The following is a 21380-nucleotide window of genomic DNA, read 5'->3' as shown; positions in this document are numbered from 1 at the left end:
CGCAGTCGCGCGCCACCCCGTTCGTCGAGGTCCGTCGAGATCCGACGGCGACGGAACGGAGACGCCGGCGGCGGGCCACGGCCCACCGCCGGCGTGCCGGAGGATCAGATCTTCGCGACCTGGTTGAAGTTCAGCTCGACCGGCGTCTCCCGGCCGAAGATGGACACCAGGACCTTGAGCTTCTGCTGGTCGGCGTTGATCTCACTGATCGTCGCCGGCAGCGACGCGAAGGCACCGTCGGTCACGGTGACCGAGTCGCCGACCTCGAAGTCGAGGACCCGGACCTCGGGCTTGGCCTTCTTCTGCTCGGTCTCGACGGCCGGCGCCAGCCACTTCAGCACCTCGTCGAGGCTCAGCGGCGCCGGGCGGTCCGCCCGGTCCGTCGCGCCGACGAAGCCGGTCACGCCCGGCGTGTTGCGCACGCACGAGTAGGACTCGGCGGTCAGCTCCATCCGGACCAGGATGTAGCCCGGGAAGACCTTCGCCTGGACCTGCGACCGCTTGCCGTTCTTGACCTCGACCTCTTCCCGGGTCGGCACCTCGACCTGGTAGATGTAGTCCTCCATGTCGAGGGACGTGATCCGGGTCTCGAGGTTGGTCTTGACCTTGTTCTCGTAGCCGGCGTACGAGTGCACCACGTACCAGTCGCCCGGGGCGTAGCGCAGCTTCTGCCGCAGCTCGGCGACCGGGTCGTAGTCCTCCTCGGGCGCCGGCTCGGTGGTCGGGAATTCCGGCTCGCTGGCGGCCTCGACCGACTCGTCACCAGCCGCCGTCGCGACCGTGGACTGCTCGTCCGCGGTTCCGGCGGTCTCGTCGTACTCAGGCACGCTCGCTCACTTCCGTCACTATCGGCACAGTTGGCCGGTCAGCTGGGGTCGCCGAAGACCCACAGAACGCCCTTCGCGAACACGTAGTCGAATCCGACGACGAGGGCGGTAACCACCGTAACGAATGCGACCACCACGGCGGTGTAGGTCAGCAGCTCCTTGCGGGTCGGCCAGATGACCTTACGCAGTTCGGCGACGACCTCGCGGATGAATCGGGCGATGCGCGCGAACACCCCCACCCGGCCCGTTTCCGCTCGGGTCTTCGGTCGGTCGGCGGACTCGGCCCGGGCGCGCGACCTGGTCGCGGTGCCGCCCCGGGAGACCGGCTCGTCCGCGTCGGCGGCGTCGTCGCCGGAGGCGTCGTCGACGACCTCGTCGTCGAAACGCTCGTCGTCGGCGTCCTCGCCGCGCCGCTTGTTGTCGGCCACTTCGCCCTCCGTCGCGGGATGTCGTGTCGCACGCGGTGGGCGTGCGCGGCGCTTGGTCACGCCGGCCGGACCAACCGTCCCGGGACGGGCCGCGGCCGGCGGACCAGCCGGAGGGCCCCGATCGCCTCGGAACCACCCTGCTGATGCCACCACCACGGGCCGGACGCCGCCGGACGGCGGCGCGACCCACGGGAACGGTCAGGCCTGAGGCGCAGGGGTGACAGGACTTGAACCTGCAGCCTGCGGTTTTGGAGACCGCTGCTCTGCCAATTGAGCTACACCCCTGTGCGGCAACGCGCACCCCACACCGCCGCGAACGGCAGCGCAGGGGTCACTTGCCCCACGGCGGACCAGTGTACGGGTAGTGCCACGACTTTCCCAACCGGTCTACCCCTGGCGGGTCGAGAACCCCGTCAGCTGCGGGTACGCACCGTCGCCCGGGCCTGCGACAGCACCTTCTCCCCCAGGCAGGTCGCGGTGATGTCCAGCCTGGTCAGACCGTCCTCGGTGACCTCCCGGACCACCGCGGCGACCTCGATCTCGGTGCCCTCGTCGTCGTCCGGGACGACCACCGGCCGACTGAACCGCACCGAGTAGTCGACGACCGCGTCGGGCGACCCGGCCCACTCGGTCACCGCCCGGCCGACCAGCGCCATGGTGAACATGCCGTGGGCGATCACCCCGGGCAGACCCACCTTCGTGGCGGTGCGGTCGCTCCAGTGGATCGGGTTGAAGTCCCCCGAGGCTCCCGCGTACCGGACCAGGTCCGCACGCGTCACCCGGTACGTCCTCTTCGGCAGCTCCATCTCAGCCCTCCCCGCGTACGACGAGCTTGGACCAGACGGTGACCACCGGCTCGCCGGCGGTCGTGGTGATCTCGGTCCGGGTGGTCAGGAAGCCGTGCCCACCGCGGGTGGTGACGTCCTCGATGGCGTTGACGCACACCAGCTCGTCACCGGCGACGACCGGCCGGGTGTACGCGAAACGCTGGTCGCCGTGGACGACGCGGCTGTAGTCCACGCCCAGGTCCGGATCCTCGACGATCTGGCGGGTGGCGGCCATGGTGACCACGAACGGGAAGGTCGGCGGGGCGACCACGTCGGGGTGGCCCAGGGCGCGGGCGGCCTCCGGGTCGTGGTGGGCCGGCTCGGTGGCGCCGATCGCCGTCGCGAACTCGCGGATCTTTTCACGGCCCACCTGGTAGGGGGCGGTCGGCGGATAGGTCCGGCCGACGTAGGACGGGTCCAGGGACATGCCGCCGAACCTACACGGAAAACACGACCGCCGATCTGCCCGACCAGCGGCGGCTCAGGGCCGCGCCGGTGGAGACAGATCGGCGGTCGACGGTGTCGCGGGGCGGGCCGGCGATGCCGGCCGCAGGTCAGCGGGTCTCGCGGTGGACCGTGTGCTTACCGTCCCGGGGGCAGAACTTCTTCAGCTCGATGCGGTCCGGGTCGTTACGACGGTTCTTACGCGTGATGTAGTTGCGCTCCTTGCACTCCACACACGCCAGAGTGATCTTCGGCCGGACATCGGTCGCCTTCGCCACGGCGGAGTGCCTTCCTCGCTACGGGTAAGAACTACGGCGCACCAGCGTACGCGCTGGTTACGCGAACATGCAAAGTGGGCGCCTGTGGCGCCCATCCCACCGACCACCGGGACATGGCCCGGAGGACGAGAGTAGCGGTGGCCGGACTTGAACCGGCGACACAGCGATTATGAGCCGCTTGCTCTACCATCTGAGCTACACCGCCGTGGTGGGCCCAGCCGGACCCTCTGAGCCCCCTTACGGAATCGAACCGTAGACCTTCTCCTTACCATGGAGACGCTCTGCCGACTGAGCTAAGGGGGCCTGCGCGATCACTCCGTGTTCGCGCAGAGGTAAGAGTACACGGCCTCCTGCCGGAGGTGAAATCGGATCCCCCTCGGTGGCGTTTTCCCAGGCCAGGCGGTGGATCAGAGCACGGCACGCAGCCGCGGGAGCTCGGTGTCGGAGATCGTCTCCGGATCCACCTGCGCACCAAACCAGGCTTCCAGGCGCTCGTACGGCAGCGGCCGGCTGAACAGGAATCCTTGCCCGATCTCGCACCCGATGTCCTGGAGCAGTTCCAGGGTGAGCTCGCTCTCCACGCCCTCGGCGACCACCGCCAGCCCGAACTGCTGGGAGAGGGTGACCACCGCGTTCACGATCGCCAGATCCCCCGGGTCCGTCGCCATGCCCTGCACGAAGGACCGGTCGACCTTCACCTCGTGCACGGGCAGTCGGCGCAGGTGCGCCAGCGACGAGTCGCCGGTGCCAAAGTCGTCCACGGAGAGCCGTACGCCGAGGTCGCGCAACCGGCGCAGGGTCGGGATCGGCCGGTCGGTGCCGTCCAGCACCCCGGCCTCCTTGATCTCCAGCGTCAGCCACTGCGGCGGTACCCCGTACTCGTCCAGCAGCTCCTGGACCCGGGCCGGGAAGTGCTGGTCGGTGAGCGTACGCGCGGAGAGGTTGACCGCGACGGCGAGCGGCTGGCCGCCGTGCGTCCAGTCCCGGCTGCGCCGCAGCCCCTCCCGCAGCACGAACTCGGTGAGCCGGCCGAGCTGGCCGGTGTGCTCCGCCACCGCGACGAAGTCCTCGGGCGCGACCGTGCCGTGCGTCGGGTCCTCCCACCGGGCCAGGCACTCCACGCCGACCAGCCGGCGGTCCCGGAGGGTCATCTTCGGCTGGAAGTAGACCTCCAGGCTGCCGTCGTCGAGCGCGCGCCGCAGGTCACCGGCCAGACCGAGTCGGCGCATCGACCGGGACTCCAGTGCCGCGTTGAACAACTGGACGCTGCCCGGCACCGACTTGGCGGCCGTGGCCGCCAGGTCCACCCGTTGCAGCAGGAGGGCGGCGTCACTGCCGTGATCCGGGTACACGGCCACGCCCACCGCCGTGTCGACGTCCAGGGTGAGCGCGTCGAAGACCATCTCGTCGCGGATCTGCTCCCGCAGCTCGGCGGCCAGTTCCAGGGCCGCGTCGGCACTCTCCAACCGCAGCGTCACCAGGAACTCGTCACCGCCGGCCCGCCCGACCAGTGCCGACGACGGCGAGTGCGAGCGCAGCCGCTCCGCGACCTCCACGAGGACCTTGTCACCCGCCGAGTGCCCGAGGGACTCGTTGACCTCGCGGAGCCGGTCGACGTCGAACAGCAGCAGCGCCACGACCTCACCGGGCGCCCGGATCTTCACCGCCTCGTCCAGCGCCGCGGTGATCCGCCGACGGTTGGGCAGCTTGGTCAGCGCGTCGTGGTAGGCGTCGTGCCGCAGCCGGTCGACCAGCCGGGAGTTCTCCAGCGCCACCGCCGCGTGCGCGGCGACGGTCTCGAAGATCGGCACGTCCTCGGGCGTGAAGTGATTGGTGTCGCCGAGGCGGTTGACCACCTCCAGCGTGCCGATCACCGCCTGGCCTGAGCGCAGCGGGAGGACGATGACGTCCTTGACCGGCTGGTCCCGCAGAGCCGTACGGGTCTCGTCGTCCACAGTGAATCGCGCGCCCGCGGTCACCGCCCGCGACTCACGGCGCACGCACTCCCGCAGGGCCGCCGGTGTCATCGCCACGTCGAGTAGGCCGCGACCGTCGTCGCTAGCGGTGAGGAGCACCTCCGGGTAACGCCCCTGAGCCGGCATCCAGAGCGTCGCGTACTCCGCCTGCATGAGAGCCCGCACCCGGCCGAGCAGGGCGTCCACCAGCGTCCCGTCCTGGCCGCTCTCGGTCATCGCGCGGGTCAGCCCGTACATGTCGTTGAGGGTGCGGTGCTGCCGGAGGAACTGGGTGTACGAGCGGTACACCCAGACGAGCCCGGCGCCAAAGACCACGAAGAGCAGGACACCCCACGTGGTCGCCTCGACGGTGATGAGGATCAGGAGACCGACCGCCACGTTCACTGTCGCGGTGAGCAGGGCCGGCGGTGAGGTCCGGGCCACCTCCCAGCCCGCCTGCCAGCCCTGAACCATGGAGATCACGGCGATGACGGCGGCGAGCGTCACCAGGGTGTGCACACTGGTGGCCAGGAAAAGTGCGGCCCAGACGTCCGGCCCGATTCCCTCCAGGTCCGGAATAGCCATGAGCACCAGGCTGGCGAGGGACGTGGCCGCCGCCGCACGGAACACGTTGAACCAGAACTTGACCGGGGCAAGGCTCCGGCGCATCTGCGCGACCAGCGCGGCCAGCGTGTACGCCAGCACCACGGACAGGGGTGGCAGCAGGTAGAACGCCACGACCAACGGGATCTCGGTCAGGGTCAGGCCGAGCGCCTGCCGGCGTACCACGACGTTGATCGCCGGAAGCGCGGCAGCCACCATCACCGGCACCATGACCAGGGTGAGCGGCCACTCGTCGAGCGCGGGACGGGCGACGACGGCCAACACCGTCGTGCACACGACCGCGAGCATGGCCAGCAGGCCTGTGACCAGCCAAGCGTTCTCGGTCCGGCGGCTCAACCGGGACCGGCGTTCCGACACCCCGCCTCCTCCGATCAGCGGGCGACCGGCCGGTCACCCTTCCCAGGGGGCAGAGCGCCTACCGCACGCTCAACTGGGTGACGGCCGGCATGTGCCACTCGAAATCCTGCTGCTGGCTGTCAGCGGGAAGGCCGATGAAGGGAAGCGCGGCCAGGGTGGCAACAACGAGCAGCGAGCCGATCCGTCGGCCCAACCTTCGAGCAGACATGTGCGCTCCTGTCCGGGGGCGGGGCGGTGCACGAGGGGGGTGGAGATCCCACGATCGTGCCACAAGGCAGGTACGCAGGAAAGCCGTGCGGACACGGTCGCACCGGCCGTCGGCCATGTCCCGCCGTTCGGACCATCACCGTCGCCACAGCCGGGCCTGATCACGGGCGTACCGCTCCGCCGCCCACACCGCACGGCGCGCAATACGACCTTCTCCACAATCCACTCCGCGACGTGTAGCCGTCTCCGCCCGCGACCCACCTGAGGTCGCCCACGTCCGGTCGCACTCTGGAACATCGACCACGATACCTAAAACATGTCGATGCGCCAGCAGGCACGTGGGGCGGAGGTGCCCCGTCGGCTTCGTCGGGGCGCTTCCGGTCCGGCTACGACGAGACCCCCGGGCTGGCGTTTCCGCGGTTCGGGGCCCTGTCACCGCCGGGTGTCGCGCTTCTGTACGTTCCACGACAGAACGGCGCGCTCCACCGTTCGCACCTTCACGGTGATCCGCTGGGCCTCCTGACGGTGCCACAGGTCAGCGGAGCGGCAACCGTCGATCTAACCTCGCCGCATGAAGAAGCGCCAGTGGGTCACGCTGAGCCTCGCCGTGGCCGGCGTACTCGCCGTACCGGTCGCCGTGGTCGGGGTTCATGTCACCCATCCTCGGGACGAGGCCGGCTACCTGGCGTACCTCAAGCAGTACGGCGATCCGCAGAGCAGCCAGCCGCTACAGGTGCTGCCGCCGGCCGCGGATCTGATCGCCGAGGGTGACGCGGCATGCGACTGGATGCGTGAACAGCCGTACGCCCTGTGGCGACACGACCGGGAGTACCGCCACTCGGCGGTCTTCGACCGCCACCTCCGGCACGTCGGCGACCGCTCGCCGAGCTGGGGCGACGCCCTACCTAACTTGTTCTCGGTGACAGCGGCGGCCTGGACCTACCTCTGTCCGGCGGAGTGGGAGCTGCGGGAGCCGCGCAACCACCCCTTCGCCCCCGAGTCGGACTGAGACGACACGCCGCCCTGCCGTGCCTTCACGTGACCGATGGGCCGACAGTAGGGGCGACCGGAGGCGACGGGAGCCCGGAGACGGCGAAGGCCCTGACTCGCTCTGGCTCAACGACGAGTCTCGGCCCTGCGCCTGTCCGCATCCGCGATGGCGTGACGCACGGCCAGCCGGATCACCAGATAGAGGATCGCAAGTCCGATCGCCCAACTGACGAGCACTGCCACCAACTGCTCTGGCGAGGTATCGAGCATCATGGCTTGCAGCCTAGGCATCGCCCGCCCGCCCCGGGGTACCCTGTCGATCTCCGTGACACGCGTGTGAAACAGCCAGCCAGATCGAGCGGGCTGGAGCGGGACTCCCGAAAGAGGCCCCTGATGGCGGGATAGAGGATTCGAACCTCTGTAGCTTTCGCGACGGATTTCCAGGGCGTCCGCGCTCCCGACGATCGGGTGCGGATTGAGCTGCGGTTTCGTCTCTGCCGTCGACCCGCTGGCGCTCGACCGCCCACCCCGATTACCCACGCCTCCACAGCATCGGGTCAGTAAAAGAGCCCGCGGATCCCTAGGGTGACCACGATCCCCAGCAGGATGGCGATCCCCCAGCCGACGTTCCGGCCGGTGGCACCGAAGATCAGGTAGGCGACCTGCGCTACCAGGAAGATCGAACTCAAGACCAGGTCCACGAGGAGCAGCGCCAGCGTCAGCACCAGACGGATGTGCCGGCGAGCACCAACGTACGGGTCGCGCCGCAGGGAAGCCCTCAGAGGCAAGATCGACCTGCCCACCATCTGCCCACAACCAGTCGTGATCGGCTGGACTCAGCCGGACTCGGTTAGTTGGACGACAACGGCCCCTGATCAGCATCTCTGCTCATCAGGGGCCGCGTCTGCACCTGGTGGCGGGTAGAGGATTCGAACCTCTGTAGCTTTCGCGACGGATTTACAGAACGCCACGGTCAAGCCTTTGAGCAGCACAAGTGCTGATCAACAAGGGTGCGGCGACACAAATACGACGCAGTGGCCAGACGGAGGGGTCAGTTGGAGTGGCACCACCACGACTGAGAACCCACACACCCTCTCGCTAGATTGCTACCCCCAAGCCAGGTGAGGAAAACCGTAGCTGTGGTGAATGACCGGTCCGGCCCGTAAGCAGAGCGGACGTGATCACTCTCGCTGGCTGCCTTCCTCCGCTGGCGTGCCGCGGGGCACCTCGATGGTGTCGACGGCGGACCCTTCGCGCGTTAGTAGACCGGTCGAGGGTCCAAGTACCAGTCGCCATCCCGGCGGCCAGGCATCTTCTCGGTCATCCCGCGGGGTGACCCCCGTGTGCTCTAGGAGGGGCGGGCGCTCAAAGGTCGCCTCGTCGAACCCCGCGTCGCCGTTGAAGGTCGCCCCGTCGAACCTCGCGTCGCCGCCGAAGGTCGCCCCGTCGAACCCCGCGACGCCGCCGAAGGTCGCCCCGCAGAACCCCGCGTCGCCGCCGAAGGTCGCCCTGTAGAACCCCGCGAGGCCGCCGAAGGTCGCCCCGTCGAACCCCACGTCGCCGCCGAAGGTCGCCCCATAGAACCCTGCGAGGCCGCCGAAGGTCGCCCTGTCGAACCCTGCGAGGCCGCCGAAGGTCGCCCTGTAGAACCCCGCGAGGCCGCCGAAGGTCGCCCCGTCGAACCCCACGTCGCCGCCGAAGGTCGCCTCGCAGAACCCCGCGTCGCCGCCGAAGGTCGCCCTGTCGAACCCTGCGAGGCCGCCGATGGTCGCCCCGTCGAACCTCGCAAGGCCGCCGAAGGTCGCCCCGTCGAACCCCGCGAGGCCGCCGAAGGTCGCCCTGTAGAACCCCGCGTCGCCGCCGAAGGTCGCCCTGTCGAACCTCGCGAGGCCGAAGGTCGCCCCGTTGAACCCCGCGTCGCCGTTGAAGGTAACGCCAGCGAAGCTTACGTTGCGTATATGGCCGCGTCGTAGGCTCCAGTTGACGAGGGTAGCGCCGGTGAGATCGAGATCGATGTCAGGCCAGAAGCGCTCGTGCGGGTTAGGGGTGATCGAGGCTGCCTGCTGAGGGTCGGCCTTAGCCGGAAGGGTTAGATGGGCTGTGAGAATGCGTTGCGCGGTCAGCCTGACCTGAAGCTCTTGGTGCGGGTTCCGTTCATCAGTGGAGAGCAGCTGGCCGGAAGGTAGCGGTAAGGCAGTCAACGGCGTCGAGAGGGAGGCTGCCTCGACCTTGGGGTCCGCCGGTGGGGTGTAGGGCATCCTTAGGTAGGCGCATAGGACGTTGACGATGGTCTGCCGCTGTTTGGGATTGTTCTGTGCAACGCGTTCGAGGGCGTACAGGCCTGCGAGGCGTACTGCGGCTTCGGCATGGCCAAGCTGTTCGGCAGCCTTGGTGTAGAGATCCGTTACGCGCCGCTCGGCGGCGTCGTCCACCGTATGTTCGTGGACTTGCTCAGCGTGCCGTTGCCGCCGGACAGCGAGCAATAGGGCAGCGGCGGCGCCACCGGCGGCTATGGAGCCCAGCCCGTACTTGATAGCTTCGATCTGCAGTTTGGCGCGCTCAGCGGCGGAGCTAACGTCGGCTGCGACACCCAGCATCACCACCAGGGCGAGGATGCCGATCCCGGCCAGCACACCGGCAACGCTCAACAGGCCCCGGTCGGTCAGCAGCCACGGCCATCGCCTCCCACTGGCAGCCGATTCACCGGTGGAAACGGGCCGGTGACGGGACCGCATCACGGACCACACGAGCAACACCACGGTCGGTGGCCCGACTACCACTAGGGCCAGGTGGTCCCCAAGCGCTTGCGCGACTGACTGCGCCCACGCCCATCGCCACGCCTCTAGCTCCCACAGGGTCGCTACGGCGACCAGCCCGACGCCCGCAACTGCAGTTGTCCTGGTGCTCCGTTGGCCTGCCACATCCGCATGGTGCCTCACTCTGGCCACCACACCCTCGACCGTCGGACTGGAGTTGCAACTCAAATCTGGGCTGCGCTCTCCTAGTCGCGGTCGGACCATCGCACAGCCCTGCAGGTGCGGCATCAGCTGGACGTGTCCGTCACTAGCCCTACCGGTTTTCAAGACCATCACACGGGCGCGCCCAACCAGCGCAAACACCCGACCAGCGCGGCCGGATGCCGCTGATTTGCCGCATGCCGCTTGCTTGGAGCGCCGCCGGGTGTTCGTTGCCTCTGAGGCCGAGCCCGCGGGCCGGGCCTTGTCCGTGCCCTGCCTGGTGCCCCTGGCAGCATCGAACCTGCGCTCCCGCCTCCGGAGGGAGGTACCTCATCCGGCGGCATCTTGCCCCGGAGCTGGGCGAACCTCGGACGCGGCGGGAGAGCGAGGTCAACTTCGGCCCCTATTCGGCACCGAGCCTTTCGTCCGTCGCAGTAGCTGCCGCTTGACCGGGCTAGAGACGATGGCCGCATGTCGTCCGGAACGCCCGTGTGGGCGGTGCTCGCCGTCGCGGCGCTTGGCGTCCTCGGAACGCTGGCGGCTGCGGTCATCACACAGCTCCTAAGCGGACGGCGTGAAGCCCGGCAGTGGGAGTGGCAGCGCGACCACGAGCGGCAGCGTTGGGATCGAGAGCGCGACGAGCGGCGTGAACAGTGGGAGCGAGAAGACCACGCCAGGTGGCATCAGGAGCGGCTTCCTCTGTACACCGAACTCCTCGCGCGCATCGAGGAGTGGGACGAGGTTGTGTATCAGGTGCTGCCCCGGTCGGACCCCGGCCCAGCCACCGTCTCGGAAGAAGACCAGCACCGCCTCGGCGCGGCCCTGGCCGCAGTCGCCGTTGCCGATAAAGGGCTCAGTCTTTTCGCTTCCAAGGAAACGGACCAAGCGGCCAGTCGCTTTTTCATGGACGCGATGTTTTGCCACATGCGGATAGGCGCTGGTGGGCTACACGACCCAGAAAAGCTCAAGCAGGTGCGCTTTGAGGTGCGAGCGTTAGCAGACAGGAAAAGTGAGCTTCTGACGTCGATCCGTCGCGACCTCGGGATGCCGCCAGGACTAGAGACAAGGAAGGTCTCGTAGCGGTCGGAGCCGCCAACCGGCCAGGCTCCAAGCCGTGAGATATCGCATTGAGGTCTCGCTTTGGGTGCGCCCGACTAGGAAGGCCGCCGAGATGGCAGCTGCTAAAGCGGTCGAAGGAGGAGCGCACTCCTCAAACCCCGTGACCGGAATACCCGGTTGCGGGGTATTTGGGTTTTACTCACAGGTCGCACACCAGGACTGCTTCTACCGTCAGTGCGCCAACTGATCGTCGGCACTTCGGCGCGCTATCCTCCCCGATGGATTTACTGCTGCCTTGAATAGAGAAGAGAGATGATGCTTGCGTCCACGTCCTCATGCGGGTTTACGCCAAATACGTCTACGGCCAGGAGGAGGCCGCCCGGCTGCGGATCGAGGCGGCTTGCCAGTCGACCGACGGCTATCACCTTTGATCAGGCGCCGGCTTGAATTCGTGGTCGTTGACCTTGAGAAGCGCGTCGGTGAGCTGCGGGAGCATTTGATGGACCATGTCACGTACTTCGTCATGGGCGTTAGGAGCGACGTCGTGATGCATCGCATTCACAACCAGACGCATGACCTCGTCCACCGCAGCTTTTGAGTTCGGTCGGTCAGTCCGGTTGAGCGCGTTGACTGCTTCAACGAGGCGGGCAGCAACATGCCCCATGCTCGGTCCTGCAACCACTCTCATTTCGGCACACAGCAGCCCGAGCTCATGCCGTCCTTGCCGTAGCTCGTCTCTTGCGACGCGTATGCGTTCCTCAAGTTCGGCACGGCGGTCGCCTGTCCGACGGTCCCGCTCAAGCGCCCGCTCGGCTTGGTGCCCCTCTCGGATGATCTCGATAACGATTTCCACCTGACGCAGAAACTTTGCGTAGAGCGCCCGCTTCTCAAGCGACAACTGAAGCGTCGCCTGCATCTTCGCCTGGACCCTCAGCGCCTCAAGCTGAGACCGTTGTGCTCGGGCGCTGCTCCAAGCGGTGCCAGCGATACCTGCGACACCAACCACCGCCGTAGCCGCCGGGGCCAACCACTCCCATGCCATCCGGTCATCGTGGTGCCTCGGCGCAAGGCACGCCGGCCGCGACACGTATGCGACACAACCAATGAGATCGAGCCGGTCCCGGCGGGACTGAGCCAGACTCACCAAAGAGGCCCCTGACCGGCGTTCTCGCTGGTCAGGGGCCTCTTTCTGCACCTGGTGGCGGGTAGAGGATTCGAACCTCTGTAGCTTTCGCGACGGATTTACAGTCCGCTCCCATTGGCCGCTCGGGCAACCCGCCAGGGCACCCCACCGCGTCGCAACGCGGCGGCGGAAGCAAGGATAGCGGCTCCCCCCGGCCAGGACGCAACCGGGTACCGTCAGGGGGTCGTACCGCTGGTCAGCGGGGACGAAGGACCACAAACCGACCGCACACCAGGAGCATGCACATGGCAGCGAACCCGTCGTTCGACATCGTGAGCAAGGTCGACCGCCAGGAGGTCGACAACGCCCTCCGCCAGGCGGCGAAGGAGCTCGAGACGCGATTCGACTTCCGGGGCACCGGCGCCGAGATCTCCTGGTCGGGCGAGGAGGCGATCGCCCTCCAGGCGGAGACCGAGGAGCGGGTGCGAGCCGCGCTGGACGTCTTCAAGGAGAAGCTGGTCAAGCGGAACATCTCGCTGAAGTCGCTGGACGCCGGTGACCCCCGGTCGTCCGGCAAGGTGTTCAAGATCGACTGCAAGGTCATCCAGGGCATCGAATCGGACAAGGCCAAGGTGATCAGCAAGAAGATCCGCGACGAGGGGCCGAAGGGCGTCCAGGCGCAGATCCAGGGTGACCAGCTCCGCGTCACCGGCAAGAAGAGGGACGACCTCCAGGCCGTCATCGCCCTGCTCAAGGGCGAGGACTTCGGGGTTGCCCTCCAGTTCACCAACTACCGGTAAGGCAGCCGGCGGCTCTCTGTGTCGCCTTGCTCGGCGGTCCGCCACCTGCGCGGACGCCGTCCCCCGTGGTCGTCGTCGGTCGCGATGTCCGACCTTCGACGGCCCCGGCCGGCCAGCGCGCCGGTGATCTCGGAGCTGCGAATCGTGACGTGAGGCAACCCGCCCTTCCGTCAGGTCAGCTTGACGTCAGGGCAACCTGACGGAATGCTGGGGGCATGCCCACACCTGACGACATGGAACAGCAGTTCACCCTGCTGACGGCGGTGGCCCGCTACGACGAACTCCGCCTGCGAGACGCGTTGGCACCCCCCGCCGGGGAGCCGGCCGACGACGACGGAGACGCCCGGCCGCTGACCAGGGACGAAGCACTGGAACTGCTCGCGCTGAGCGAGGTGATCATTCGTAAGGCCAGCTACGGCCGCCAACTGGCCGTTCGCACCGCCCGGTCGGCAGGCGCCTCGTGGACGCAGGTCGGCGCCGCCCTCGCCACGAGCAAGCAGTCGGCATGGGAGACGCACATGCGTTGGCTGGAGGAGCAGGGCCTCTCGTCGACCTCGACCCGTTGACGCAGGCGACCACGGTCCGCCCAGGGGAACGCCGGGGCGGGGCGGCGGGAGTCAGTCGCCGGGCTGGTAGCGGGCGGCGGCGCGGCGGACCTCGTCGGCGACGTACCGGCGGACCTGTGGCGGCCCGACCACCTCGACGGCGCCGCCGAGGCCAAGCAGGGCCCAGCACGCCCACGACTCGCTCTCGAACGGGACCGTCACCTCGACCTCGCCGGCCGCGGTGAGGGGCCCGGAAGCCGTGACCGGCACGGACGCCTGCCCGTGCACGGGTAGCAGACGCCGCAGGCGGGGCAGCGTCTCGGGCGCCACCCGTACGGTGACCTCGACGGCGGTGCCCTCCCGCTCGAGTTCGCGACGGGACTCCGCCCAGGTGCGGGCGAGGTCGAAGTCCGCGGGCCGGCGTACGGGCGTGTCGAGCGGCTCGACCGCCGCCACCCGGGAGACCCGGTAGGTACGGCGTTCACCGTCGCGCAGGGCGACGAGGTACCAGTCTCCGGCGGCGAGCACGAGTCCCAGCGGGTCGATCTCGCGGAGGGTCTCCCGGGTTCCGCGTACGTAGCGGATGCGGGCCCGGCGGTCACGCCAGACCACTTCGGCGAGTTGGGTCAGGCACGGCACCGGCTCCGGCGTGCCGTACCAGCGGAGCGGGTCCAGGTGGAACCGCGCGGCCGTCTGCCGCGCCCGGTCGCGGGCCTCGCCGGTGAGGCCGGCCCACACCTTGATACGCGCGCCCTCCAGCAGCTCACCGAGCCCCAACTGCTGGGCGGGGCCGGCCAGTCCGAGGAACGCCAGCGCGCCCGCCTCGTCCAGACCGACACCGGTCAGCCGGGTGCGGTAGCCGCCGTCCAGGCGGTACCCACCGGCCGGCCCCCGGACCGAGCGCACCGGTACGCCGACCGAGGCCAACGCCTCGACGTCCCGTTGCACGGTGCGTTCGCTGACCTCCAGCAGGGTGGCGAGTTCCCGGCCGCTGGCCAGACCCCGTACCTGGAGGTGCAGCAGCAGGGTCATCATCCGCGAGGCACGCACCGGCCCATTTTCACGTGCGTACCGGACAGTCGCTGTCGGGTATGTGGGGCATCATCGGCCGGAGCACGGAGAGCCTGCCGAGAAGGGACATTTCATGGCCGAGGTGTTGCTGTTCCACCATGCGTACGGATTGACGCCGGGAGTCCGGGCCTTCGCCGCCCGGCTGGAAGGCGCGGGCCACACCGTGCACGTCCCCGACCTGTACGAGGGCCGCGTCTTCGACACCCTGGAGGCGGGCATCGCGAACGCGAAGGAGATCGGCTTCGGCACCGTCATGGAGCGGGGCCGGCTCGCCGCCGAGGGGCTCGCCGCCGACCTGGTCTACGCGGGGTTCTCGCTGGGCGTCCTGCCGGCCCAGATGCTCGCCCAGACCCGTCCCGGCGCCCGGGGTGCCCTGCTGTTCGACGCCTGCCTTCCGGCCGAGGAGTTCGGCGACGGCTGGCCGGCGGGCGTGCCGGTGCAGGTGCACGGCATGGACGCCGACGAGTTCTTCGCCGACTCGGGCGACCTGGACGCCGGTCGCGCGCTGGTCGCGACCACGCCGGAGGGTGAGCTGTTCCTCTATCCCGGCCGGCAGCACCTCTTCGCCGACGACAGCCTGCCCGGCCACGACAAGGAGGCGACCACGCTGCTGACCGAGCGCGTGCTCACCTTCCTCGACCGCGTCCGCTGAATACCCGCACCAGCACCAGGCACCGGCGGGATCGGGTGTTAAGAAGGGGCCCTTCCTCTACCGCAGGCGTTAAGCGGGGGCCCTTCCTTACACCTGGAGCCAGGTGTAGGGGACGGGTTGGGACTGGTTCCACTCGTCGGCCTGGTCGGCTGGAACAGGGGTGAAGCCGGCTGCCGCGTAGCAGCGCAGTGCCGGGGTGTTGTCGGGTCGTACGCGCAGGAACACCGCCGGGTGGTGGTCGCGGGCCCGCGCGACGAGCAGCGTGACCAGGCGGCGACCGGCGCCCCGCCCCCGGTGCGCCGGCGCCACGATCAGCCGGGCCAGTTCGACCTCGGCCTCGTCGTCGTCGAGCCACAGCTCGCCGTACCCGACAGGCTCGGAGTCGACGACCGCCACGTACGCGACCACGTCGGGCTCGGCGGCCCACCCGGCGACGGTTGCGGGGGTCACCTCGTCGCGGGAGCACCAACGCCGGGTCTCCTCCGCCGACGTCGCCCAGCCGGCGACGACGGTCGCGTGTGCGGGCTCGAACGCGATCAACTCCATGCACGCCTCCCACTGCTCGGCGGGCGACGTTACCGGCCGTGGCCGGCCACGGAAACCGAGTTCGGCGTCAGCGGTTGAAGATCAGCAGCAGGACCACCGTCAGGATCGCGCTGACCAGGATGGAGCCGAGGCAGCCGACGCGGTTCGAGAAGAAGAGAAACATCCCCGTGTCATACCCACGGCGGCGGGGTTCAGACAGCGACGGGTTGCTCGGCGCGTACGGCGGCGGCCTCCGCACGGGCGACGGGCCCGGTGGGCAGGCCGGCGACCACGGCTCCGACGGCGACCGCGGCCCCGGCGAAGAGGAAGGCCCACGGCACGCCACCGGCGTGGTCGACGATCAGCCCGGCCACCGCGCCACCGGCCGCGCTGGCGCCGACCGACATGGTGACCACCCAGGTGTATGCCTCGTTCAGCATGCTGGTCGGAGAGATCCGCCCGATGAGGGTGTTCTCCAGGGTGAGCGCGGGTGCGATGGTCGCGCCCCCGATGACCAGGGCGGTGCCCAGGGCCGCCGGGGTCGGCATCGCCGCGAAGACGGCGAAGGTCGCGGCCACCGCGCCGAGCAGCAGGGCGAACTGTCGGCTCATGTTCCGGGCCGGCTTGCGGACGCCGAACCACAACCCGCCGACGGCGCTGCCGATCCCCCAGACCGCCAGCAGCAGGCCGGCGAGGCTGTCCGGGTCGTCGGCGGTGTAGTCGGTGGCGAAGGCCGGCACGATGACGCCGGCCGCGCCGAAGGCGATGCCGAGGCTGGCGACGCAGACCAGCAGGGCCGGGAAACCGGCGACCCGCAGCGGACCGAGCCCCCGGGTGCGGTGCTCGCGGGAGTGCGGCTGCCAGCCGCGCATCACCCGGCCGAGGGCGACGGCCGTGGTGCCGGCGAGCGTGACCACCGCCGACCCGATCAGGGCGGCACCGGCGTCCGCGACCAGGACGAAGCCGGCGACGAGCAGCGGGCCGAGCACGAAGACGATCTCGAAGAGGGTGGTCTCCGCCGCCAGGGCGGTGTTGCGCAGGTGCCAGCGGCCGGACGCGGGCGAGGTGAGGTCGTTCCAGGCACCCCGGATCGCGGCGGTCAGCGGCGGGAACGTGGCTCCGGCCGCTCCGGCGGCCACGAAGACCAGGGCGAGGCTGCCGGCCTCGGCACGGGCGGCCCACAGCAGCCCGAGAAGGGCGAGCGGGTGCGCGACGGCGGTGCCGAGCAGCACCGGGCTGGGCCCGATCCGGTCGGCAATCCGCCCGGCGATCGGGGACAGGACGGCCCCGGCGAGGGCGTAGATGCCACCGGCGACGGCGGCGAGTGAGTACCGGCCGGTGACCTGCTCGACGACCAGCAGCAGCGCCAGCGGCGTCATGCCGATGCCCAGCCGCCCGACGATGCCGGTGACGAGCAGCATCGGTGCGCCGGGGATCCGCCAGACGCCCAGGTACTGGCGCAGACCAGCCACGGAAACCCTCCGGGGTGTAATGAGTGGAAGTCGGATCGACCCTAACGCCCACCTACGCCCGCACGAAACGGAAAATCGTCGCCCGCGCGCCCGGAGTACCGGGCGCGGGCGACGGGGGTCACACGGTCAGCGCTGGAACTGCACCGGGCCGGCGCTGGCAGCCATCTGCTCCAGGCGCGCGACCCGCTCCTCCATCTTCGGGTGGGTGGAGAAGAGCGACGCCACACCGCCACCCTTGAACGGGTTGTCGATCATCAGGTGGGCGGTGCTGGTGAGCTGACCCTGCGGCGGCAGCGGCCGGCGAAGGGTACCCATGTGGATCTTCCGCAGGGCGCTGGCCAGAGCCAGCGGGTCCCGGGTGAGCTGGGCACCGGACGCGTCGGCCTGGAACTCCCGGCTCCGGCTGATCGCCAGCTGGATGATCGACGCGGCGATCGGGCCCAGGATGATCGTGAGCAGCAGCACGGCCGGGTTCGGGGCGTCCTCGTCGTCGCCGCCACCCAACGGGATGAAGAAGGCCAGGTTGGCCAGCGCGGTGATGATGCCGGCCAGACCGGCCGCCACGCTGGAGATGAGGATGTCCCGGTTGTAGACGTGCGAAAGCTCGTGGCCGATCACGCCGCGCAGCTCGCGGTAGTCGAGGATCTCCACGATGCCCTGGGTCACGCAGACGGCCGCGTTCTGCGGGTTCCGTCCGGTGGCGAAGGCGTTGGGCTGGGCGGTCGGGCTCACGTAGAGGCGGGGCATCGGCTGGCCCGCCTCGGTGGCCAACTCGCGCACCATTCGGTACAGCTCGGGGAACTCCGCCTCGCTGACCGGTTGCGCCCGCATCGAGCGCAGCGCGAGCTTGTCCGAGTAGAAGTAGGTGATGCCGTTCATGACCAGCGACACGACGACGGCGATGATCAGGCCGCCGCTGCCACCGAACCAGTAGCCCACCGCCAGGATCAACGAGGTGAGCAGGCCGAGCAGCACGGCGGTCTTGAGACGGTTGTGGTGCACGATCACTCCTTCGGTGCACGGACCACCAGGGTCCGCTGACCGGTACAACATCCCGGTACCCGTCAACCATCCGTCGTATGGCTGAAAGTTGGCTGAGATGCCGGCATAGCGCCGGGAAGGAGGGGTAGGCGACCGGCGGGGACGCGCCGATTCAGCGCGCGGCGACGTCGAGCAGGAGCTGCGGCGCGAAGCCGATCACGACGGCCACCGCCGTCGTCGCGGCCAGCACCGCGCCGACCGTCCGGGACCGCACGACGGAACCGACGGCCGGGGAGCCGACGTCGCCGGCCCCCGCACCGACCGGGACCGCGCCGGACGGCGGAGCCCAGAGCGTGGCGGCCAGGCGCAGGTAGTACGCCAGACCGATCACCGCGTTCAGGGCGACCACCACGGCGAGCCAGCCCGCACCGCCGCCGAGCAGCGACCGGACCACGGTGATCTTGGCGAAGAGCCCGGCCAGGCCCGGCGGCAGACCGGCCAGCCCGACCAGCGCCAGCCCCAGGCCGGCCGCCCGCCACGGGTGCCGGCGGGCCACCCCGCGCAGGTCGTCGATCGTGCCGCCGTCGGCGTCGGCCGGGCGCAGCGCCACCACGCCCGCGAACGCCGCCAGCTCCAGGACCACGAAGAAGACCGCGTACGCGACGGCGGCCGCGTACGCGGCGGTGCGGGCGTCGGCCGCGCGGCCGGACGCCAGCGCCAGCGCTCCGAGCGGGGCGAGGATGTAACCCGCCTGGGCCACCGACGACCAGGCGAGCAGCCGGACGGTACGCCGCTGGCGCAGCGCCACCAGGTTGCCCACGGTCATCGTCAGCACGGCGAGTCCGGCGAGCACCGGACCGGTCACCTCGGCCGGCAGGGCCCGCTGCACGACGGCCAGCAGGGCCACCACCCCGCCCAGCTTGGAGGCGGTGGACAGGTACGCGGCCACCGGCAGCGGCGCGCCGTCGTACGTGGTCGGGGCCCAGGCGTGGAACGGGACGGCGGCCACCTTGAACGCCAGCCCGAGCACCACCAGCGCGACGGCGACGGTGGTCAGCGGCAGGTCCAGCAGGTCCGGCCGGTCGGCGAGGATCGCGCCGATCCGGTCCAGGTGCAGTCCGCCGGTCACCGCGTAGAGCAGAGCGGCGCCGAGCAGGGTCAGCGTGGTGGCGACCACGCTGACCACGAAGAAGGTCACCGCCGCCTCGGCGCTGGCCAGGCTTCCCCGGCGCAGGCCGACCAGCACGTACAGCGGCAGGGTCAGCGTCTCCACCGCCACGATCAGGGTGATCAGGTCACCGGCCGCGCCGAGCACCACGCCGCCGGTCATCGAGCAGGCCAGCAGGAAGCAGTACTCCCCCACCGGCGACCGCCCGGCCCGCAGCAGCGGCCCGGAGAGTGCCAGCACGCCCACGGTCAGCACCGCGACGACGACCGCGACCAGGGCGGCCCGCCCGCCGAAGACGTACGAGCAGTCCGCTCCGACGCAGAACGTACGCCGCTGCGCACCGGCCCCGACCAGCGCCGCGCCGGCCGCCGTGGCGACCGCGCCGAGCACCGCCGTGGCCACGGTGACCCGGGCGCGGGCCACCAGCAGGTCGGCCAGGAGCACCAGCACCGCCGTCCCGGCGGCCAGGTACGCCGGCAGCAGCGCCACGTTGTCGACGCTCTGCACCACGCTGCCGGTCATCGCAACACCTCCACCAGGGCGTCGACCGGGGCCTCCGCGACGCCGAGCACCAGGGTCGGTGCCAGGCCGACGGCCAGCGCGAGCAGCACCAGCGGCGCCCAGGCGGCCAGTTCGGCGCCGGCCAGACCGGGAGTGAGCCGGTCCACCGCCGGGCTGGGCCGCCCGTGCGTCACCTGCCGCAGCAGCCGCAGGAAGTACGCGGCGGTGAGCGCCCCGCCGATCGCCGCGAGCACCGCGAGCGTGGTCCACAGCGGTCCGCCCACCTCGACCGCGGCGACCACGGCGAACGCCTCGCCCCAGAAGCCGGCCAGGCCGGGCAGACCGAGCGAGGCGACGGCGGCGAAGCCGAGCAGGCCGGCCAGGCGGGGCGCGGTCTCCCGGAGCCCGGACAGGTCGGCCAGCTCGCCGGTGTGCGTACGGTCCTTCACCGCCCCGGCGAGGAAGAACAGCAGGCCGGTGATCACCCCGTGCGCGACGTTGCCGATCAGGGCCGCCTGGATCCCGGTGGCGGTGAGCGTGGCGACCCCGAGCAGCACGAAGCCCATGTGCCCGACGCTTGAGTACGCGATCAGCCGCTTCAGCTCCGTCTGCGCCAGGCAGACCAGCGCGCCGACGATGATCGCGGCGACGGCGAGGACACCGAGCACCGGCGCGGCCCAACGGGCCCCCTCCGGCGCGACGCCGACCGCGACCCGGATCAGCCCGTACGTGCCCATCTTCAGCAGCACACCCGCGAGCACCACACTGCCGACCGTCGGCGCCTGCGAGTGCGCGTCGGGCAGCCACGAGTGCAGCGGCCACAGCGGGCTCTTCACCGCGAACGCGAGCGCCAGCAGGGTGAACGCGACCAACTGGGTGCCTCGGGACAGCCCCGTTCCGCCGGTCAGCGCCACGATGTCGGCGGTGCCGGCGGCGGCCACGACGACGTACACCCCGACCAGCAGCAGCACCGACCCGAACAGCGTGTACAGGGCGAACTTCCGGGCCGCCCGCCGCCGGTCCGGGCCGCCCCAGCCGGCGATGACCGCGTACATCGGCAGGAGGACGACCTCGAAGAAGACGAAGAACAGCACCAGGTCGAGGGCGAGGAAGGTGCCCAGGATGCCGACCTCGACGACCAGCAGCAGCGCCACCAGGGCCCGCCCACTGCCGCCCTCGGGCACCCGCCACAGCGTGTACCCGCAGCAGAGCAGGGTGAGCAGCGCGGTCAGCACCACCAACGGCCAGGAGATGCCGTCCACTCCGAGGTGGAACCGCAGGTCCAGACCGGGCACCCAGGGCACGTCGAGCTGGTGCCAGGGCCGTACCGCCGGGGCGGTCGCGCCGTAGGAGAACCAACTGCCGTCCCGCCGGGCCACGAGCGGCAGCGTGGCGAGCAGCGTCAGCCCCGCGACGACCGTACCGACCACGCGGGCCGCCCGGTCTGGCCGGATCGCGGCCACCGCGACCGCGCCCAGCGCCGGCAGCGCCAGCACCGCGACCAGCAGGAGCTCTCCGAAATTCACAGCACCCCCTCAGTTCGCGACTGCGGGGCTCGCAACACCGGCTCACTCCTCGCGCTCACGCCG

General features: G+C 70.1%; 22 protein-coding genes and 4 tRNA genes. 5 read left to right on the top strand and 21 right to left on the bottom strand.

All coding sequences use genetic code 11. The features are described 5' to 3' along the window. Positions 1 to 104 precede the first annotated feature (104 nt). The 10 genes from nusG to ACTMSW_RS15785 form a co-directional block, all read right to left on the bottom strand. Positions 105 to 827: a transcription termination/antitermination protein NusG gene (gene nusG / locus ACTMSW_RS15830; RefSeq protein ID WP_357031203.1), complete on the bottom strand. Its 723-nt coding sequence runs from the start codon at positions 825 to 827 to the stop codon at positions 105 to 107. Positions 828 to 865: 38 nt separating this feature from the next. Further along, entirely contained in the window at positions 866 to 1255 is a 390-nt protein-coding gene (gene secE, locus ACTMSW_RS15825) for a preprotein translocase subunit SecE (RefSeq protein ID WP_441181360.1), read from the bottom strand. Between the two features lie 212 nt (positions 1256 to 1467). After that, positions 1468 to 1540 (bottom strand) — tRNA-Trp (locus ACTMSW_RS15820). A gap of 128 nt (positions 1541 to 1668) precedes the next feature. Continuing rightward, positions 1669 to 2061, bottom strand: coding sequence for a MaoC family dehydratase (locus tag ACTMSW_RS15815; RefSeq protein WP_441181359.1), 393 nt, complete (start codon positions 2059 to 2061; stop codon positions 1669 to 1671). Between the two features lies 1 nt (position 2062). Further along, the gene (locus ACTMSW_RS15810) at positions 2063 to 2509 is read right to left on the bottom strand and encodes an FAS1-like dehydratase domain-containing protein (RefSeq protein ID WP_441181358.1); all 447 of its coding nucleotides are present in this window, start codon (positions 2507 to 2509) and stop codon (positions 2063 to 2065) included. A gap of 127 nt (positions 2510 to 2636) precedes the next feature. Next, positions 2637 to 2804 carry a 50S ribosomal protein L33 gene (gene rpmG, locus ACTMSW_RS15805; RefSeq protein WP_013288652.1) on the bottom strand — a complete coding sequence of 56 codons (168 nt, stop codon included), beginning with the start codon at positions 2802 to 2804 and terminating at the stop codon, positions 2637 to 2639. A 132-nt stretch (positions 2805 to 2936) separates the two neighbouring features. Then, a tRNA-Met gene (locus ACTMSW_RS15800) sits at positions 2937 to 3009 on the bottom strand. Between the two features lie 25 nt (positions 3010 to 3034). Next, positions 3035 to 3107, bottom strand: a tRNA-Thr gene (locus ACTMSW_RS15795). 104 nt (positions 3108 to 3211) lie between these two features. Continuing rightward, positions 3212 to 5671 carry a putative bifunctional diguanylate cyclase/phosphodiesterase gene (locus ACTMSW_RS15790; RefSeq protein WP_441181457.1) on the bottom strand — a complete coding sequence of 820 codons (2460 nt, stop codon included), beginning with the start codon at positions 5669 to 5671 and terminating at the stop codon, positions 3212 to 3214. A 127-nt stretch (positions 5672 to 5798) separates the two neighbouring features. Beyond that, a complete protein-coding gene (locus ACTMSW_RS15785; protein WP_441181357.1) occupies positions 5799 to 5948 on the bottom strand; it encodes a hypothetical protein in 150 nt (49 codons plus the stop codon). Between the two features lie 570 nt (positions 5949 to 6518). Between ACTMSW_RS15785 and ACTMSW_RS15780 the strand changes: the two genes are divergently transcribed. Beyond that, positions 6519 to 6956 (top strand): hypothetical protein, encoded by a 438-nt coding sequence (locus ACTMSW_RS15780; RefSeq protein ID WP_441181356.1) that lies wholly within the window; start codon positions 6519 to 6521, stop codon positions 6954 to 6956. Positions 6957 to 7063: 107 nt separating this feature from the next. Here the strand turns inward: ACTMSW_RS15780 and ACTMSW_RS15775 are convergent, their stop codons facing one another. The 3 genes from ACTMSW_RS15775 to ACTMSW_RS15765 form a co-directional block, all read right to left on the bottom strand. Then, a complete protein-coding gene (locus tag ACTMSW_RS15775) occupies positions 7064 to 7210 on the bottom strand; it encodes a hypothetical protein (protein WP_441181355.1) in 147 nt (48 codons plus the stop codon). Between the two features lie 284 nt (positions 7211 to 7494). Further along, the gene (locus tag ACTMSW_RS15770) at positions 7495 to 7662 is read right to left on the bottom strand and encodes a hypothetical protein (protein ID WP_441181354.1); all 168 of its coding nucleotides are present in this window, start codon (positions 7660 to 7662) and stop codon (positions 7495 to 7497) included. Positions 7663 to 8118: 456 nt separating this feature from the next. Beyond that, positions 8119 to 9570: a pentapeptide repeat-containing protein gene (locus ACTMSW_RS15765; RefSeq protein WP_441181353.1), complete on the bottom strand. Its 1452-nt coding sequence runs from the start codon at positions 9568 to 9570 to the stop codon at positions 8119 to 8121. Between the two features lie 795 nt (positions 9571 to 10365). Between ACTMSW_RS15765 and ACTMSW_RS15760 the strand changes: the two genes are divergently transcribed. Continuing rightward, positions 10366 to 10974 carry a hypothetical protein gene (locus ACTMSW_RS15760; protein WP_441181352.1) on the top strand — a complete coding sequence of 203 codons (609 nt, stop codon included), beginning with the start codon at positions 10366 to 10368 and terminating at the stop codon, positions 10972 to 10974. Positions 10975 to 11374: 400 nt separating this feature from the next. Here ACTMSW_RS15760 and ACTMSW_RS15755 read toward each other — a convergent pair whose 3' ends face one another. Further along, a complete protein-coding gene (locus ACTMSW_RS15755; protein WP_441181351.1) occupies positions 11375 to 11995 on the bottom strand; it encodes a hypothetical protein in 621 nt (206 codons plus the stop codon). 154 nt (positions 11996 to 12149) lie between these two features. After that, positions 12150 to 12233: transfer RNA gene (locus ACTMSW_RS15750), tRNA-Tyr, on the bottom strand. Between the two features lie 148 nt (positions 12234 to 12381). Here ACTMSW_RS15750 and ACTMSW_RS15745 point away from each other — a divergent pair. Beyond that, positions 12382 to 12876, top strand: a complete 495-nt coding sequence (locus tag ACTMSW_RS15745) for a YajQ family cyclic di-GMP-binding protein (protein WP_441181350.1) — start codon at positions 12382 to 12384, stop codon at positions 12874 to 12876. 215 nt (positions 12877 to 13091) lie between these two features. After that, the gene (locus ACTMSW_RS15740) at positions 13092 to 13442 is read left to right on the top strand and encodes a hypothetical protein (protein WP_441181349.1); all 351 of its coding nucleotides are present in this window, start codon (positions 13092 to 13094) and stop codon (positions 13440 to 13442) included. A 51-nt stretch (positions 13443 to 13493) separates the two neighbouring features. Here ACTMSW_RS15740 and ACTMSW_RS15735 read toward each other — a convergent pair whose 3' ends face one another. Then, the gene (locus ACTMSW_RS15735; protein WP_441181348.1) at positions 13494 to 14471 is read right to left on the bottom strand and encodes a helix-turn-helix transcriptional regulator; all 978 of its coding nucleotides are present in this window, start codon (positions 14469 to 14471) and stop codon (positions 13494 to 13496) included. Between the two features lie 94 nt (positions 14472 to 14565). Between ACTMSW_RS15735 and ACTMSW_RS15730 the strand changes: the two genes are divergently transcribed. Then, entirely contained in the window at positions 14566 to 15144 is a 579-nt protein-coding gene (locus ACTMSW_RS15730; RefSeq protein ID WP_441181347.1) for a dienelactone hydrolase family protein, read from the top strand. A gap of 87 nt (positions 15145 to 15231) precedes the next feature. Here ACTMSW_RS15730 and ACTMSW_RS15725 read toward each other — a convergent pair whose 3' ends face one another. The 5 genes from ACTMSW_RS15725 to ACTMSW_RS15705 form a co-directional block, all read right to left on the bottom strand. Beyond that, positions 15232 to 15690 carry a GNAT family N-acetyltransferase gene (locus ACTMSW_RS15725; protein WP_441181346.1) on the bottom strand — a complete coding sequence of 153 codons (459 nt, stop codon included), beginning with the start codon at positions 15688 to 15690 and terminating at the stop codon, positions 15232 to 15234. 191 nt (positions 15691 to 15881) lie between these two features. Beyond that, positions 15882 to 17141, bottom strand: a complete 1260-nt coding sequence (locus ACTMSW_RS15720; RefSeq protein ID WP_441181345.1) for an MFS transporter — start codon at positions 17139 to 17141, stop codon at positions 15882 to 15884. 126 nt (positions 17142 to 17267) lie between these two features. After that, positions 17268 to 18143: a zinc metalloprotease HtpX gene (htpX, locus tag ACTMSW_RS15715; RefSeq protein ID WP_441181344.1), complete on the bottom strand. Its 876-nt coding sequence runs from the start codon at positions 18141 to 18143 to the stop codon at positions 17268 to 17270. A gap of 151 nt (positions 18144 to 18294) precedes the next feature. After that, positions 18295 to 19812 carry an NADH-quinone oxidoreductase subunit N gene (locus ACTMSW_RS15710; RefSeq protein ID WP_441181343.1) on the bottom strand — a complete coding sequence of 506 codons (1518 nt, stop codon included), beginning with the start codon at positions 19810 to 19812 and terminating at the stop codon, positions 18295 to 18297. Then, positions 19809 to 21317, bottom strand: a complete 1509-nt coding sequence (locus tag ACTMSW_RS15705; RefSeq protein WP_441181342.1) for a complex I subunit 4 family protein — start codon at positions 21315 to 21317, stop codon at positions 19809 to 19811. Before ACTMSW_RS15705 ends, ACTMSW_RS15710 begins: the two co-directional genes overlap by 4 nt. Between the last annotated feature and the right edge of the window lie 63 nt (positions 21318 to 21380).

Source organism: Micromonospora sp. BQ11 (genome assembly GCF_052068135.1).
In the GTDB taxonomy this organism is placed as follows: Bacteria; Actinomycetota; Actinomycetes; order Mycobacteriales; family Micromonosporaceae; genus Micromonospora.
The sequence above is the reverse complement of the archived record's forward strand: the minus strand, read 5'-3'. Positions and strand labels throughout refer to the sequence as shown.